The 18,746-nt window shown below is 47.3% G+C and carries 2 protein-coding genes; both read right to left on the bottom strand.

Annotation, left to right across the window (positions count from 1 at the left end):
* Positions 1 to 3: 3 nt before the first annotated feature.
* Positions 4 to 7,350, bottom strand: a complete 7,347-nt coding sequence (locus tag HP567_RS22430) for a beta-ketoacyl synthase N-terminal-like domain-containing protein (RefSeq protein ID WP_173608315.1) — start codon at positions 7,348 to 7,350, stop codon at positions 4 to 6.
* Between the two features lie 18 nt (positions 7,351 to 7,368).
* Entirely contained in the window at positions 7,369 to 18,744 is an 11,376-nt protein-coding gene (locus tag HP567_RS22435; protein WP_173608316.1) for an SDR family NAD(P)-dependent oxidoreductase, read from the bottom strand.
* Positions 18,745 to 18,746: the final 2 nt, after the last annotated feature.

Genomic DNA, 18,746 nt, shown 5'->3' on the forward strand with positions numbered 1-18,746 from the left:
TCATCAGCTTAATAGCTCCAAAATTGCCTCTTCTGGAAGTTCATCAATAACAGCAATCAGTTCCTCTTCAATTAGCTCCGCCATTCCTGCAACAGTTGGCGCCGAAAAGAGATTGTCCAGATTCAAATCTACCGGGAAGCTATTTTTCAATCTGGAAATAATCTGAGTGGCCATGATTGAATCGCCGCCGAGGTCTTGGAAGTTTTTGTGGATGTCAACCTTTTTCACGCCAAGTACCTCTTCCCAAGCTGCAGCAATTTTTCTCACAAGTTCGTTACGTGGTGTATCGTCATCTTCAGCATGTATGACATCATGATGGATACCCGAGTTTTGGATTTCTGCCTCCCTCCCATCAGCTTCTTCCGCTTGAACACGAGTTACCTCAGTTGAGTTGGCTATGTCTGCTGCTCTGTGTTCGTGTTTTTCTGCTGTCAGTTCGGAGGTGGCAGCAGCTTCTTGATGGGTTCGATTTCCTACGACAACTTTGGGTAAACGATAGCGTTCCTTGGCAAAAGGATAGCTCGGAAGACCTGATAGACGGCTCACCATTCCTTTTGGATAGAGCGCTTCCCACTCTATTTCATTACCATGAACCCATAGCTCCGCCAGCTTTTTGATTTTCTTGTTCAGAGCAAGATTGCGGATAAAATCCCTTCCCTCTTCTGTATCGCCGATCTTGATTCCACCCGTTTTGTTTATTTCTCCGATAAACAGATCAGCCGTTTTTGTCCCATTCCCTTGTATGAATTGCTCCAGCAGCGCAATGAGCTGATCTTTGCTGTGAACTACGATTGCTACTCGATGTGCCATGGATTCCCTTGCAGTCTGATAGGTATAAAGGAAATCCGCCAGTTTCACCTCAGGATGCTTCTCTACAAATACCTTTGTTTTCTTGGCATAGGCCACTAATTGCTCACGTGATTCAGCTGACAGCACGAAGACTCCCGTCGCTATCTCTTGACCTTCAACAGGAGCAACGGATCTTACCTTTGATCGATCAAACTCTTCAATTACCAGATGAGCATTGGTGCCGCTGAAGCCAAAAGAGCTGACCGCAGCCAATCGAGAGCCTTTGGAATTGGTCTGCCAGTCTTGCAGCTTGGTATTCACATAAACAGGGCTGTTTTCAAAATCAATGTGTTCATTCTCTTTGACAAAATGGATGGAAGGGGCCATCTTCCTGTTTTTCATGCTGAGTAAAACCTTGATGACACTCAACACCCCAGCCGCCGCTGTGGTATGACCGATATTGGCTTTCAAAGAACCAATTGCGCAGAATCGTTTCTTTGGCGTGAAGTGGCGGAATGATTCACTCAGTGCATGAATCTCTACAGGGTCCCCTAATTTTGTCGCCGTTCCGTGTGCCTCGATATATTGAATGTCTTCCACATCAATCTGTTTTTTCGCGTAAATGGATTTTTGCAGGTCGCTTTGTGCTTGGAAGCTAGGTACGGTAATGCCCAATGTCCGTCCATCCTGATTGGTTCCACTGCCACGGATGACACCATAGATGCTGTCGTTATCCCGTAATGCATCTTGCAATCTTTTTAAGATCACGACGCCAACGCCATCCCCAACGACAATCCCATTCGCACCATTGTCAAACGGGCGGCACTCCCCTGTAGGAGAAAGCATTCTTGCGTTACTCATCGAGATAAACGGAGCAGGGTGGGAGTAAATCGTAATTCCCCCTGCGATAGCCAGATTGACTTCTTCCGTCTTTAGCTTTTGGCAAGCAATATCGATCGCAACCAATGAGGATGAGCAAGCAGTATTCACAGCCAATGCTGGTCCTTTCAGGTCAAGGAAATAGGCGATGCGCGAAGCAAGTATACTCGTATCCGATCCGAGCATGCCAAAATGAGAGAAATCTTGTTCTACTGTCATTCCCGCCATCGCGCCAATGATAGTTCCAACGGGTTGTCCTCTCAGCATGGACGGGGTGTAACCTGCGTCCTCTAACGCTTGATAGCTTTCTTGCAAAAGGATGCGCTGCGTGACATCCATCGATTGGGCTTCGGTAGGAGAAATTTTGAAAAACGCCGGATCAAAATATTCAATATCCTCCATCGCCCCGTATTTAATCGGAATATCAACGAGCCCATTTTCTTTGAAAAAGGCGCGCCAGTCTGGGTTGGTCACTTCTTTGATGCAATCTTTGCCGTGACTGACGAGCTCCCAGAATTCATCCTGCCCCTGAGCACCTGCTGTGCGGCAGGAAATCCCAATGATCGCAATATCATTGGAAGCTGCTTTAGCCGGCTCGAAGGCAATATTTCGGGTTGGGACTCTCTTTGTATATACAGGCTTCTCTTCAAATTGTCTGATTGTCTGCGCTGATTGGTGCTCTGGTAAATGCGTCGCGATGTAGCTCGCCAATGCTTCCAGGGTATTATGTTCAAACACAACACTGGTCGGTAGTTTCAGATGAAACTGGCTATTGATAGCTTCGGATAATTGAACGGCATTGAGAGAGCCGATCCCCAAATCCTTTAGAGTTTCCACTTCTTCCAGCTCTTCTTGTCTCAAGCCTAAAACGGCAGAAAAAGCCTCAATCAGGCCCGTCTTGATTTTTGTCCGATCTGGAATAGACTGATCTGCCGACAAATTATGTTTTGATTCAGAATAATCAGATGAAGCTGATTGATTTTGAGCATCCGACGCGAATGGTTTACTTGAACGGAGCTGGCTAGGCTCGCCTTGCTGTAAATGACTAGCAATATAGCCTGCCAATGAATCTAATGTATCGTGTTCAAACACAACGCTGGTCGGTAATTTCAGATTAAATTTGCTATTAATCATTTCGGATAAGGCAACGGCGTTAAGAGAGCCAATTCCCATATCCTTCAAGGTTACTACTTCATCCAATTCTTCAGATTGAAGTCCTAAAACGGTGGCAAAAGCCTCCACCAAGGATTCTTTGATGGTTTCTCTATTCCAAGGAAAGCTGTGATCATACTGATTCGGATTCGGGAGAGTTCTCGTTTGCTGTTTCGGATAAGGAATATAACCGCTGTTTACCATTTCCGCTAATGCTTCTGGATACGGTCTTTTCTTCGATATTTTGCTGGCATTCCATTCACAACGCTTCGGGTACGCAAGATGCGGAGCCTTTTTCAGCTTAAACAAACAATAGCTGATCCACCCTCGTTCGAGAGAGATGGATTGATTTACTGTGTTGATATACAAATCTTGAACGGCTTTAGGCAGATGCTTGATGTACTGTTCCACGTCAGGATCATGCAAGGCGTTAGCAATCTGCGGTGATACGTCGATGATTTCATCGATCACTAACTGATGCTCCGCCAAAAGCTCAATCCATTCCTGCACGGTGGGAATGCTGACTTCTACGTTCTGGTCTACGATCGGTCCTCGCGTATTGGCTATGTAATCGATCAACAGAACGGTTCCCTCTTCGTTGAGTGCAGAAGAGATATTGTGAAATAGTCCCTGTTTATTTCGAATATGGAAGCTCACTTCAATCCCGACGATAATATCGTAAAGGTCGGGAAAGGCATCCTTGGAGCTGTCTTTGTTGAAAATTTTCGCACGAGCCCCCAGATTCTTCTGCGCGATTCGTTGATTGCCAAGCTCTGCTTGCGCCTTGGTAATCGTAAATCCGTGGGTTTCGATATGTGGATAAAGCTCTGCTATTTGAATCACATCTGTCCCGTGACCGCATCCGAAGTCCAATACTTTTTTCACACGAGAGAAATTTTCTTTGCAAAAAAGTACCTGGCGCATCTCTACTTGCTTCTCTCTCACCATTTCTCTTTCCAACGGGTATTTTTCCGGGTTCAAAATGACACGGCTCATTGAAAAGCCTGGAATCTTCCTTTCAAATGGACATACGGTCAGGTAATCCTCCGAAAACTCCGCTTCGCTGCTGTTGGCGCTATATGTGTAAATTTCAACGGCTTTGTTTTCGAATTCTGGATGAGCGGATGTCATGCTCGTCTCCCTCCTAGTACGATTCGTTTGATTGCGTTCTATCCAGCACGTTCTCCTCTTAAATGGATAGGTTGGGAGCTTAGCTACTCGGGATAACGCCTTCCCTTCATGCAGCTTCTGCCAAGGGATGGGATTGCCTAGAACCCATAATGTTGCCAGTTCCCCTACATCTTTTGATTCGATTGCCAGCGTAACCCGGTCTGCCATCAATTCTTTGTTTTCCTTGAGATCGCCAAAAAAGCAATGTTCCGTCTCTTCTTGGTGTTCCAACCAGCGTTCCAGTTGCTTTAAAAGCACTGTTTGATTATGGGTGATAACTGCCAAACGGCAAGGCATTTCTTCTCTTCCGATTTGAAGAGTATAGGCTGTATTCGCAACATCCATATGCCTGTTCTTATGTAAATAAGCAATCCAGCGATGAATGTAAGCTTGCAATCTCTCTTTATTCTTGGCCGAAAAGACAAACAGCGCAGGTTCTGAATCGTTTACTCTCCTTGATGATGGAGTGCGGTTGTATTCCTCCACGATAAGATGGGCATTCACTCCACCGCCGCCAAAGCTGGTAATGCCTGCTCGTCGGGGGACTGTTTGCCCATCTACTGTGATCTGCTTCCATTCTGATACCTCTCGCTGCAATTGAAAGGGGAGTTGATCAAAATGAATATTCGGATTCAATTCGTCAGGAATCAGGGTTGGAACCAGCGTCTGATGCTGCAAGGACAAAATCACTTTCATTAGCTGCGACATGCCGGAAGCCGATTCACAATGCCCGATATTCGGCTTGACCGAACCGAGTCGATAGTCCCCTTCTGCTCCTTGACGGTTGTGATAAGCTTTCGTCACTGCTGTCATTTCGACGGCATCGACTATGTCTGATCCATAGGCGGAAGCTTCCAGATAACTAATGGATCGAGGGTCCAGTCCGCTTTCTTCCAACGCCTCTTCCATCACATCTGCAATAGGATTGGGGCTTGGTGTCATATAGCTATTGGCTTTGCCCTTATGGTTGACAGCGGTTCCGCGTATCACCGCATAAATATGGTCCAGGTCCCGCACAGCCTGATCGTAATCCTTGAGAACAACAGCACCTACTCCCTCGCCTGGCACAAAACCTATTCCACCTTTCCCAAAGGCAGCACTGTCAGAAGTATGCGAAATGAGCTGTCCCACAGTCAGACCGAAGTAGGTAAGCGGATGGGTGTACAGATTCACTCCACCAGCAATCGCCATGCTTCCCTTCCCGTTTCGGATGTATTCACATGCTTCATGAATCGCTACGAGAGCTGAGGAACACATCGTATCGATCGGCATACTCGGCCCCTGTAAGTTTAGGTAGTACGAAACCCGATTTACCATCGACGAATACGAGGTTGTCGGAAAGTGCTGGGTGGTTTCCGTGCTATACAAATGAAATCCTTGTTTCGTAATGCCACCAAAAACCCCTGTTCGCTTCCGCAGCTCCGCAGACATCTTCGACGAGGCATAGCCTGCATCTTCTAATGCCTTCCAACACTCTTCTAAATAAAGGCGCTCCTGGGGGTCTATATTTTCTGCTTCTCGCGGAGTCATATGAAAAAATAACGGATCGAACTGATCAAATTCCTCTAAGAAGGCACCCCATTTGCTATAGCTTTTTCCTTGGGAAATGGCATCCTCCCGATTTGGATGATAATACGCTGTCCAATCCCAACGCTTAGCTGGAATTTCTGAGATAGACTTTTTACCCTGAATTAAGTTCTCCCAAAACTCTTCCAGGTTGTTAGCTTGAGCAAAACGCCCACTCATGCCGATAATCGCTATTTTACCGGAGGACGCAGGCTTGGACGCCGTCCTTTGCGAACGAACAGCTGGCGCAAAGGATCTTGTTTTTCTAGGGTTTCGTTTCTCTCCGGTTTTCGGCAATGGGGCAAGCTCAACCTGATCTTCCGTTTGATTTGGCTCCTGCTTGTAATCATCTAATTCTGTGAGCGAAATCAGTGCTTCTCTTTGTGTCTCGAGTAAATGCTCGACTAAGTCATCTACTGTCTGATATTCAAAAAACAAAGTACCGCTGATGGTTTCGCCGAAAATTTTCCGAAATTGATTGATCAGTTGAACAGATAAAATGGAATCCATACCGTACGCCTCTAAAGGCTCAGAAGCATCCATTCGGTTACTCGGCATCTTCAGTGTTTCAGCGATCAGCTGTTTGATGTATTCCGTACTTTTTTCGCGCAGGACATCTTTGCTTGCCCTTCCTTCAGGAGCGAAAGGTATTTCCACTCTCTTGGCTTTTGGCTGTTCAGCATTTACGCTCGTCTTAGGTTTAGGCGGTTGTTTTATTTGCTGTTGGCGGATCACGCCGTCACTTTCGGTCACAATAATCTGCTGTCCCATCGCGTGCGCCTCTTCTGTTGGGAAAAAGACCGACTGAAATCCTTCTTCCTCCAATACTCTCTGCCACGTTGCCGAAGATAACCCAGGGCAGCCTGAAAGGCGCAGCTCTGGGTCTTCGTACAGCCACCAGCCCTCCAGCAAACCAAAGGTAAGATGGAGGAAGAGGGTGTTTTTACTCATTTCATTTAGCAAAAGCAAGCCGTTCTTCTTTAGAACGGCTTTCGCGTTACGCACGGTTTGGCGAATGTTTTTGGTGGCGTGCAGGACATTTGCGGCAATGACGATATCATATCCGCCCAAATCAATTCCTTGTCCAGTCACAGCGTCTTCTACGTTAAAAATCTGATAGGTCAAATACGGATTGCTTGGGCCATACTCTTTTTCTGCATGCATGAAAAAGGCTTTGGAGAGGTCTGTATAGCAATATTCCTGGATATGCTTTTCATACGCCTTTACCTTTTGGAAAACGACGGCACTGGTTCCTCCCGTACCTGCACCAATCTCAAGAATGCGAATTCGGGCCGCAGAATCCTGGTTGAGCCGTTCCTCTACAAAAGCAACCACTGTATCCGCGAGCACTTCATTGAAGTAGTCGGAAACTTTGTTATTTTTGTATACCTTTTCGACTAATTCCATCGATGAATTGGGAAAGATGACCTCTGTAGCCCTCACTTTTCCAGTGAGAATTTGCGGTAAAACACGCATGGTTGCTTCGACTAACTTGACTTGCGCATGCGTATCCGAATTTTTTAGCCAGACTCCTTTTTCTTGTTCCCATTCCTGCCAAACAGCCGTACTGGAAATGGGCGCAGTATCGATCACGGTAGATGTTTCGCTATCGTAAACGAGATAATCATTCCGGGCTAAAACAGAAGCCGTTTCTTCGAGCCACATGTCATATAAGTCAAGCAGGCCGCTTTTTCTTTTGAGATCGCTGAGCGTCTGATTCTTTTCTGCAAAGCAGCCAAGCGACTGCATTTGACCCCACAGTAACTTTAAGAGAAGCTCGTCCATTTTGTTCATACTAGGCACTCCTTCGGCTTACACGTATAGAACCGGTTTGTCCTGTTCTCTTGCTGGTTGAAATTTCTGAGTGGCATTGACTAGAAATTCAGTAATGTGTTTAAGCGTTGGATAGTCCATCATCGCAGCAGGTGTCAGATCAAGCTTGTACGTCTGACTGATTTTGGTAGAAAACTCCGTGAGCTTGACTGGGTCGAATCCGTATTCTTTTAGTTCACTATCCATATCGATTTCTTCGCTCTCTACCTTCAGGATTTGAGAGGCGAGCTGAATGATCGTTGCTTGTACGTTCTCAAACAAGCTGTCCGTGCCCGTACCTGCTTCTGATGCAAAATAGGCTGCTTTGGGCATCTCTTTTACTTTTAATTTGTTTTTAATGCTTGCCATGCTGGAGGAAATTTTGGTTGAAACGACTGTAACCGATTCCTGTGTATTGATTCCTTCCATCTCGAGTGGCTTGGTCGTTTTCATCAGCGCCAATTGATTCATGGGACCTGTTAGCAAGGCTTCCAATGCCTCCATCCCTTCTGAAGGTTCAATCGAGCCAATGCCGATCTGTTCCATTCGTTCCTGATAGCCCTTGGACGCAACGATTCCAACACTGCCCCAGTATCCCCAGTTCATTACTTTCACCGCGCATGTCCATTCCTTGGCAAGCTGATGAGCGAAAGCATCTTTGAAGGCGCAGCCGGCAGCATAATTGCTTTGTCCAGGCGATTTCGTAAACGAGTTAATCGAGGAGAAAAACAGGACGAAATCCAATGGCTCCTCGCCAAACACTTGGCTCATCCGCACACTTATCTCTACTTTTGGTACCAGTCCGGCTCGGAAGGTCGTCTCGTCCATATTCGCCAGACTTCTATCCAGGAGGACAATGGCGGAATGAATCACCCCGTTAATCTTGCCATGTTGCTTTTTGATCTCCTCATAAGCAGATTGCAGCGACTCGCGATCCGTAGCATCAGCTTCGATGTAGAGTGGTGCAGGTCCCAGGGCAGCAAGTTGATTTATTTTGTTCTGAATCGACTCATCTTTCATGCGACGACCGATCCAAATCACCTGGGCTTGATAGGTTCGGATCATGTATTCGCTCCACGCCTGTCCAATACCGCCCGCGCCTCCAATCACAACATAGACGCCATGTTGCCGGTAGACGGTTTGCTTCGTGAAAGGTCTCTGCACCGGCATCAACTGTTGGCGATACCACGTGTGTCCACGGTATGCCCAAGCGTTTCCTTGAGCATCGGCAGGCAAAGTAAAAATATCATGGAGCGGCCACTCGGCATGCGCCTCCAAATCGACGAGTCTTACCTTCCAGTTCGGATATTCCTTCGCCATCGACCCGATCAATCCGTGGATGCTGGCATGCGTTGGATGGACTTTCTCTTTTTGGTAGATAGCCTGTGCCTGGACAGTAATGATCGTCCAGCCCAAGTCTCTCGTCTGATACCCCAGCGCAAGCAAAGCCTTGATCAAGCGGAAAACTTGAATAACGCCCCGCTCCTGCTCGTTCATCACGGACTCCTCTTTTACGGATTTCACACAGCTATCGGGAGCAACCCACATGATGTGATCGACCACACCCTGCTCTTCCAGCTTACTTGCGATGACCTCAATAGAATCATCTGACTGAAGCGGTAAAACAGTAGCTTGAGGGTAATGATGTTGAAGGAGACTTCTGTCCTTTTCTTCGGCGCAAACGATGACTACTTGATCACTCATTGATGGAATGACTTCCCCATTTTCTACAGACACGGCGTTCCATACTGGAGTGAGCATCGTGGTTCCCATCAGTGCGGGAGCGGAAGTCACTGTTTCCTGAGTCACTGTTTCCTGAGTCACTGTTTCCTGAGTCTCCCTCACCGTCGCACCTCGTTTTTCACTCCCCATTGAAAAGCCTCTCATCCTCACGCCTATTCTGCCTGCCTCATCACATAGATCGATATCTATTTTTTTATTCTCCACTTTGGCATCATCACTGTATCGAATGAGAGCATACAGCGCAGCAGGATGATTCTCGTAAATCTCCAGCTCTTCAAGGACAAAAGAACCATCAGGTCGGATGAAGCTGATGCTGCCAGATGTTGTAGCCTCCGTAACGAGATAACGAGATGACTGCAATAGAGACTCCAGCAGGCTAGGATGGAGAACGAATTGTCCTGCTGTTTCCATGGCAATCGAGGGCAAGGAGAGTTTTACCAGAACTTGTTCCCGCGCCCTGTATACCTCTTCAATCCCTTCAAAACTCGGATGATCAGCCATTCCACGTTCTTTTAACAGCTCGCAGCATTGTCGGACAGTAAGCATCTCACTGCTCTCGGCTTGCAAGGCAGGTAGATCCAAAATTGGTGCTTCAACGAACGAAGTGAATTCGACCATACCTTGGCTGTGTACCACAGACTCGGTATCATCTTCATTTGATTTGCTGTAGATTTCATAGGAAAGCTCTCCAGTATCCTCTGGATGGATCCCCAGGTGTACCTGAACCAAATCCTCGCCCACCAATAGCGGTTGATCTGTGACAACATGAGACATTCGGATTCCAGAAAAAGTCCCCTCTCTATCTCCCGCTGCCTGCTTCACTGCCGCCCGTGCCATTTCCAGATAAGCAGTGAGTGGAAAGAAGCGCTGCCCGTTTCCAAGATGGTCAGCCAAGAACGGCTCCTGCCCTGTGAAGATGGAACTATATCTCAGCTCATAGAGGTCAGAAGTGTTCTTGTGAAGCAATGGATGGAGGATATCCCCTCTAACCGAAGATGATTCGTTCATACCTGCTGCCTTTGGCTTCTCAACGTCTATCCAATAACGCTCCCTGGCAAAAGGATAAGTAGGCAAGCTGACGCGCCGCGGTTTATCTTCGCTATATAGCTTATTCCAATCAAAAGAGACGCCCTTGACCCAAAGGTTCATCAGTTTTGCGAATTTCCCTTTGGCAATCCATGTCTCCACTGTTTGTTTCATATCTTCATCAGCAAAAAGGGCTACCGTGTCGTGGTTGCGTTTCACTCGCCCACGATACAGCTTGGCAATGTTCTCTTCACCTTCTGCAAAATGCGTTAGTTTTTCCGCAAGCTCATCAACTGATCTGACGAGGACAGCCAAGCGTTCCTCCAGCGCTTCCCGTCCTACCTGAAGCGTAAAAGCGATATCAGCCAAATGGGCATCAGTGAATGATTCTTCCTTGATGGCCTTCAATAATCGATTCACTTGAGCCAACAGTCTCTCTTCGTTTTTTGCAGAGAGCACGATCACTTTTGGATGCTGTGGCTGCGAGCTATTCTCTGGCTGTCTATCTTTTTCGCGATACTCTTCGATGACAATATGGACATTGGCTCCTCCCGCCCCAAACGACGATAGCCCAGCGATTCTCGGATATTCCTTGGTTACTCCGTTGATTTCAATGATTGGTCTTTGCCACTCTGCCAGCTTTTGCTGAACCGCAAATGGTGTATCACTGAAATCAATGTTTGGATTCATGACCTCAGCGTGCAAGGATGGTGCGATTTGACCGTACTTCATTTGAAGCAATATTTTGGTCAATCCCGCAATTCCTGCGGCACTCTCCGTATGTCCGATGTTTGACTTGGCCGAGCCAATCGCGCAGAATTGCTTGTCTTTCGTGTGTTGTCCGAATGCACGAGTCAGTCCCGCAATCTCGATTGGGTCGCCCAAAGCGGTACCTGTACCGTGCGCTTCGATGTAGCTGACGGCACGAGCATCCACTCCCGCTCGCTGTAATGCCTCGTGGATTACCTGCGACTGTGCGATGGGGTTGGGAACGGTGTATCCATTCGTTTTGCCGCCTGCATTGAGCATGCTTCCCTTGATGACGCCGTATATGTGGTCTCCGTCGGCAATCGCCTTTTGCAGAGGCTTCAATACGATAGCTCCCACACCTTCTCCATCTACAAAACCGTCCGCTTGATCGCCAAACGACTTGCAGCGGTCACCAGCAGAAAGCATCGTCGCTCCAGACAGTCGGATATAGTGAAACGGATCGACAATTAAATTGACCCCGCCAGCGATGGCACATTCACTTGTACCGCTGTACAAGCTTTCCAATGCCAAATGAATCGCCGTCAAAGAAGAGGAGCACGCCGTATCCACTGCTAGACTCGGTCCTTGGAAATTGAACAGGTAGGAAACTCGATTCGCAATCGACCAGTAGCTCGTTCCTGCTGGGTAATTTCCATTCATGACACCAACAAACACACCAATTTTTCTGCTTTCTCCCAAAGTGGCAGGAGTGTAGCCCGCATCTTCCATACTGGCGTATGCCGTTTGTAAAAATAGGCGCTCCTGCGGGTCCATCTGCTCTGCTTCGTTAGGCGAAATTTGGAAAAAGAGCGGGTCGAATTTATCGATATCCTCGATGAAACCGCCCCATTTGGTGTACATGTATCCTCTTTTCCCTTTTTCTTCGCTGAAAAATTCTTGCCAATTCCAACGATCCTTCGGCACTTCCGTGATGCAATTCTTCCCTTCTTTCAGCCGAGTCCAAAACTCCCAGACATCCCCCGCTTGCGGATAACGTCCTGCAAGACCAATGATCGCCACATCCTGTCTGGACGGCGCTGTTGTTTTTTCCGCTTCTGGATCAGGAACATGCAGGAATCGGCGAGACTTTGCCTTTCGAAATGTCGAGCCAGCTTGCTCTTGGGTTGTCTTTCCAGAAGCTGCTGAGTTGGTTAGTTGCATTTGAACAGGTTCTTGTTCTTCCATTCCTACTAATGCTAGTAAATCATCCGCTTGTGTTGTCATGAAATGCTCGACCAGCGCATCAATCGTTTGATATTCAAAAAAGAGGGTCGTGCTGATCTGATGCATTTTTTTCCGTAGGACATTTGTCATTTGCACAATCATAATCGAATCAATGCCATACTCCTCCAGGGCGGCAGAAGAATCGATCTGGTCAAATGGAATTTTCAGTGTTTCTCCGACCAATTGCTTGAAATAGGCTACGCTTTTCTCCCGAAGCATTGCCTCCGTGCTTGTTCCTCTGTCTGCATTTGAAGGAGTTGGTAAAGAAGAGGCTGAGGTCCCCATTGATTTCTGCTGTTGTTTGGACTTGCGGACAACGCCGTCACTTTCCGCAATTATCAACTGTGGATAGGAGACAACTCGGTAGCCCTCATCTCTCAATCCTTTCTGCCAACCTTCCAGAGGTAGTGTAAGACCTTCTGTGAGGTCTTTACGTACGTTTTCCTCCATCATCTCTTTTACTAGAAGCAGACCATTCCTTTTTAAGAGATTCTTGCAGTTACGCAGGGTTTGGCGAATTTGTTGAGCGGTGTGCAGGTTATTCGCTGTGATAATCAGGTCGTACTCACCAGCATCCAATCCTTGTTCACTTAACGCCGCTTCTGGATCAAAAGCTTCGAAGCTCACAAAAGATTGATAGGCATGTAATTTTTGTGAAAGGAAGGAACTCGTAGACTCTGTACCTGCTCCAAGTTCGAGAATCCGTATTCCCGCTGATTGGTCATGCTTCAATCTCTCCTTGATAAAGGCAGCCACTACATCAGCAAGCCCCTCATTTTCATGGGCAGACAGCTGTAGCGTGGACGGGTATATTGCAGAGTGAATATCCACCCATTCCTCTACCTTCATCCCTTCAATGACAACAGGCTTCGTGATCTTCATGAAAGCAATTTGATCCATGGCTCCTGCGAGAAGTGTCTCTATGGCTTGCATTGCTTCTTGCGGCTGAATCAGCCCAATGCCGATTTGCTCCAAACGACGATAGGTTTCTACCATCTCCTGATGAGTATCTTCTACTTGCCCACTGCTCCAATATCCCCAATTGATCAGTTTCACCGCATATGGCCATGCTTGAGTCAATTGATGAGCATAGGCATCTTTAAAGGTACAACCAGCCGCGTAGTTGCTTTGCTTCGGAGCTTTCGTAACTGCCATGAGTGATGAAAAGAACAAGACAAAATCCAACGGCTCCTTCTCAAACACCAAAGCGATGTTCACACTCACATCCACCTTAGACGAAAGCACTGCTCGGAAACCTTCCTCTTGCATGTTTTCCAAGCTTTCCTCCACCAAGACCATGGCAGAATGAACAACTCCGTCAATCCGTTGATACGTTTGCTTGATCTGTTCATAAGCTTGTTGCAAAGCGTCCTGCTGCGTTGCATCCGCTGCTATATAGTCTGGTGCTGGTCCAAAAGCGGCAAGTCTATCTATCTTGGCTTGAATCTCTTCATTTTTTTGACGGCGACCAATCCATATGATCTGAGCTTGATAGGTACGTATCATATATTCGGTCCATGCTTCGCCGATGCCACCAGCACCGCCAATCACCACATAAATACCACTCTGCTTCAATCGTGTCTGATCAATCGGAGGATGATCGACGGTGAGCAACTGCTGACGATACCATTCACCTTGACGATAAACCCACGGACGACCCTGACGATCTCTTGGCAGCCTCAACATATCATCCAGCGGCCATTCAGATTCGGCCTCTACATCCATGAGTCGAATCTTCCAGTTTGGATATTCCTTCGCCATCGAACCAATTAATCCATGAATACTGGCGTGGCAAGGATTCACAACATCTGTATGGCATATAGGCTGGGCTTGAACCGTGATGACACTCCACCCCAACTCCTTACTTCCATATCCCAAGTGAAGCAAGGCTTTAATCGTTCGGAAGCATAGAATCACTCCCTGATCTTGCCCCGCGATTAATCGATGATCCGCCAAGGAGTCTATCGCATCAAAAGGAGCGATCCACACCAGATGATCGATGGAACCAAGCTCTTCCAGTCGGTATACGATTTCCTCCATCGTATTCTCAGCCTGAATGGACAATACTTTTGCTCGTGGATAGTATTGTTGAATGGCGATCCTATTCTCTTCATTTCCGCCCACAATGACAACCTGCTCATCAGCAGTGGGGAAAAGCTGTCCCTTCTCAACAGGAGTCACATCCCACACAGCAGACAGCATGAGATTCCCCACAGGAGGCTCCAGAGAAGTTGCGGAAGAAGCGCTTTTCGAAGAAACATGGCTCGCTTGCTTCCCGTCCTCCAGCACTCGCATGGAATATCCCTTTATTCGTACACAAACCGTTCCTTTTTCATCGCATAAATCAATATCCAGCTTCTGCACTTTGTCGTCTGCGCTGCTGATGGCACTGTAACGAACGTACGCCCACATCGAGGATGTGCACTTGCCGTAGATTTCCACTTCCTCCATGGCAAAAGGCAAGGACGGCTTTCGGCTCGAATGACCATCCGCTGATGGGGTCTCTTCCCCAACCATCATGAGCCCGATCGATGCCTGCAAAGCCGAATCCATTAAGCTTGGATGCAGGACAAAAGGGTTTTCCATCTCGGAGACGGTGGCTGGCAAGGATAACTTGGCTAAAACTTGACCCTCCCCTACATACAAGGCGTCAATTCCTTGATGAGCCGAACCATAATCCATCCCTATTGCATGAAAAATGCTGTAGCATTGTTCGGATGAAAACGCTCGTTGATTGCACTCTGCTTGTAAGGATGGCAAATTCAACGCATGTTTCTCAGCAACAACATGAAGCATGACGCTGCCCTGACTGTGTACGACGGGTTCTGCATCCATCGCCTCCAACTCGCTATAGATTTCAAAAGTAATCTCACCATTCTCTTCGGGAACAAGACCGATATGTATCTGTGCAGGTTGGTCACCCACAACAATTGGCCGTGTCCAAACCACGTTTTTGAGTTGAATCTGGGCTGGTTCTTCAGTCAAGGCAGCCGTTGCTTGCTCTGCTGCTGCTCTCGCCATTTCCAGATAGGCGACTCCCGGCAAAATTCTCTGATTCTTCACGACATGATCTGATAAGAAAAACTCCTGACCTGTAAAGGTGGAACTGAACTTTTGTTCAGAAAAATCAGAAGTATTCCGCTGCAAAAGTGGATGAATGGCAGTTTCGCTCATAAATGGAGCTGCTGTCTTGCGGCTCACCGATTTACTTTTGCTCTCTGGAATCCAATAACGATTCTTTGCAAATGGGTACGTCGGCAAGGGCACACGTCTAGGTTTGTTATTCTGGTATAGCTGTTCCCAGTCCATTTCATAGCCTGTCACCCAACATTCAGCTATTTTTCTGATGTCGCCTTCTGCAATCCAGCTTTGGATAAGCTGTTGAGAGTCTTGGTCGTTGTTCGGCTTCAAGCTCCCTATCCAACAATGATCGATCGTATTCTCGCCTCGCGAAAAAGCTTCCAATTTTCCGATCAGCTCGGGTATATCCTCGACGACAAAGGCTACTCGTTCTTTCATCGCTTCTCGTCCAACTTGCAAGGTATACGCCACATTTTCCAGATCGATTCGCGTCTCTCGATCAGCAAAAGACGGAATTTCCACTTCTATCTCGTCTCGATGGCTATCCATGAGAGAAGCGATAACAGAAGCAATGGAGCTGCCTTGATCGAATTCCTTGAAATCAAGCTGAATATGCAGCTCCTCTTGCAGTTTTTGCTTGAGCTGTGTGATTTGAACGAGGTCCACTCCGTATTCATGCCACTCTTGTTCGACCTCGATGCTGCTTTCTGCCACATGAATAATAGTGGATAACATTCTGCGAAGCTTCTTCTCCAGCATTTCTTGAAGCTGTTTTCGCTTCTCTTCCTCACTTGGTTGAGGGTGATTGCCAGATGATGCCCTTTTTAGAAAGTCCGCTACTTTTTGCGCATAGACTTGCAATCGTTCCTTATTCTTGGCAGATAGCGGAATCATTACTGGGTGATTTTTATGGGCAATGGCTTGCGCTTTCGACTTTGTTTCAACTGGGATATACTCTTCCAAAATTAGATGGGCATTGGACCCCGAAGCGCCAAACGAACTTACCCCTGCTCGTCTCGGAACGGACACTTCTTGACCATTTTCCATGATCACTGATTTCCATTCTTCTGTCCGCTGCTGTACATAAAAAGGAGATTGCGCAAAATCAATAAACGGATTCACTTCCTTGGCATGTAAGGAAGCAACGAGCGTTTTATGGTAGAGCTGAAGAACAGCTTTTTGCAACCCGCTGATACCTGCGGCAGATTCAGCGTGTCCGATATTTGACTTCACTGAGCCTATGGAACAAAACTGCTGATCCTCTGTATATTGACGAAACGCTTTCACCAATCCTTGAATTTCAATCGGATCTCCTAAAGAGGTTCCGGTCCCGTGCGCTTCCACATAACTGATCGTTCTCGCGTCTACACCGCTCTTTTCCAGGCATGCTGTAATGACCTCTGCCTGAGCAACAGGGCTTGGCACAGAAGGCCCGCTCACCGATCCGACGTGGTTTACACTGCTTCCTTTTACCACGGCATAAATATGATCGCCATCCTCAATCGCTTTGCGCAATGGCTTTAATACGACCGTACCGACGCCTTCTCCAGAAACATACCCGTCGCCATCCTTGCCAAAGGTATGACAATAACCATCACTCGAATGCATATCCATCATGCCGTATGACAAGTATTTGCCGGGATGCAAGGATAAATTGACCCCACCCGCCAATGCTACCTCACATTCTCCTCGCTTGATGCTCTCCAACGCCAAATGAACAGCCGTCAGCGAGGAGGAGCAAACGGTGTCAATCGCCATACTCGGACCATGAAAATTGCAGAAATAAGAAACGCGATTGGCAATCGGCGCATAGTTCAAGGACAACGGGAACATTTCGCCCCGCGACATCGCTTCCGCTCCGATGAGGGAATAATCCTTGTGCATCACGCCAACAAAGACACCAACCTGCCGCCTGTTACTGCTCCCCCGAGGCGGAACAATCGTCTTCGGCGTATAGCCTGCATCTTCCATCGCTTCCCAGCATGTTTCCAAAAACAAACGCTCCTGGGGGTCCATCGTTTCTGCTTCCCGCGGCGATATTCTGAAAAAGGGAGAATCAAAGCAATCGGGGTCTTCAATAAACCCTCCCCATTTGGACATTTGCTTCCCAGAAGGGGATTTGAGTTCTCCAAACTGCTGCCAATCCCAGCGAGATTTCGGGACTTCTTTGATGCAGTCTTTGCCTTCTTTTAAATTCATCCAGAATTCATGGAGATTTCTTGCCTCTGGATAGCGACCTGCCATCCCGATGATTGCAATTTCTTCATTGGGAATCGCTGCGTGATTCTCAGAGGTTGCTGATGAAGCTCCAACTTTTGCAGGTTGCGGCAACTCTTGCCTGCCTTCCTGTTTCGTCAAATCAAGCCCACTGAATACGGAAGCATGATTCTCGGCCAGATAGGCGGCCAACTCAGCGATATTCGTATACTCAAACAATAAAGTAGGAGCCAAAGACACTCCTACTTTCGCTTCGACAGCCTTCACCACTTCCAACAAGCCTGGTGAGTTCAACCCCATTTCATAGTAACCAATCTGCGTATCAATCAACGCAGCCGGAACTTGTAAACGCTCTGCCAGCAGTTGTTGTAAAAAAGTTTGTGCTTTACTTACGACGACAGATTGCGATTCATTCGCCTCATGAACGGGTCCTTTCGAAAGAGACACCGGTTGCTTCGATGGTTGGAGCTCGGCTCGAAGCGGAGGTACTTCGTTTTTATTGGAATGGATCAGGCCAGGATCACGAACGAGCTTGCCTGCAAAATTTTGCAAATGCGCAATTTTTTTGCCTGAACGATCAAAGAACTCCATCGTCATATACATCAGTTCATTTTTTCTTTGGATGGATGAAGTTTGTACTCTGGCAAAGCAATGCTGCTGCAATAGGGCGGAAGCACGAAAAGATTCATAAAAAAGCGGCAAAAATAGCCGTTGCTCTCCTTGTATAACCGAAGTGAACAATACCATCGAGCCGATCGCAGACCCATCGATCAAGGTCGGGTGAAACATGAACCCTTCCGCACTGGGAAGGGCATGTTTACCGAGTGAAATATCCATTACCGCCGTAGAATCTGTTTCGTAAATCGTTCCTTCTGCCTTCATAAAACCTGTATGGACCAATTCCTGACGACGGCATTGCTCATATACGTCATGAAGATTGATCTTTTTGTTTGCCGCTTGCTCTAGCATGGCAAGATCCAGCGTCTCATCGAACTGCGCAGAGGCACTTTGATGCATTTCAGCAGTGACATACAGCTTTTTCTCCAAGTCTAATATGCCGTTGCGCTGTGTCTGACCCTCCATCCGAATCTGCCACTGCCCTGCTTTTCCTTGCGTGCACTGAATGCTCAGCATGACATCATAATCCTGTCCCACCATGATCGGATGATAGATCGTTAGATTGCGAAGCTCAAGCTCGCGGTAATCATGACCATTTTCCCGAAACATTTGATACAACAGATCAATATGGGCTAATCCGGGCAACAGTTCCTGACCGTGCGCTTTATGATTTTTGAGGATTGGATGGTTGATCGTTAAGAGAAACTGATCATGCACGT

This window comes from Brevibacillus sp. M2.1A, from assembly GCF_013284355.2.
Classification (GTDB): domain Bacteria; phylum Bacillota; class Bacilli; order Brevibacillales; family Brevibacillaceae; genus Brevibacillus.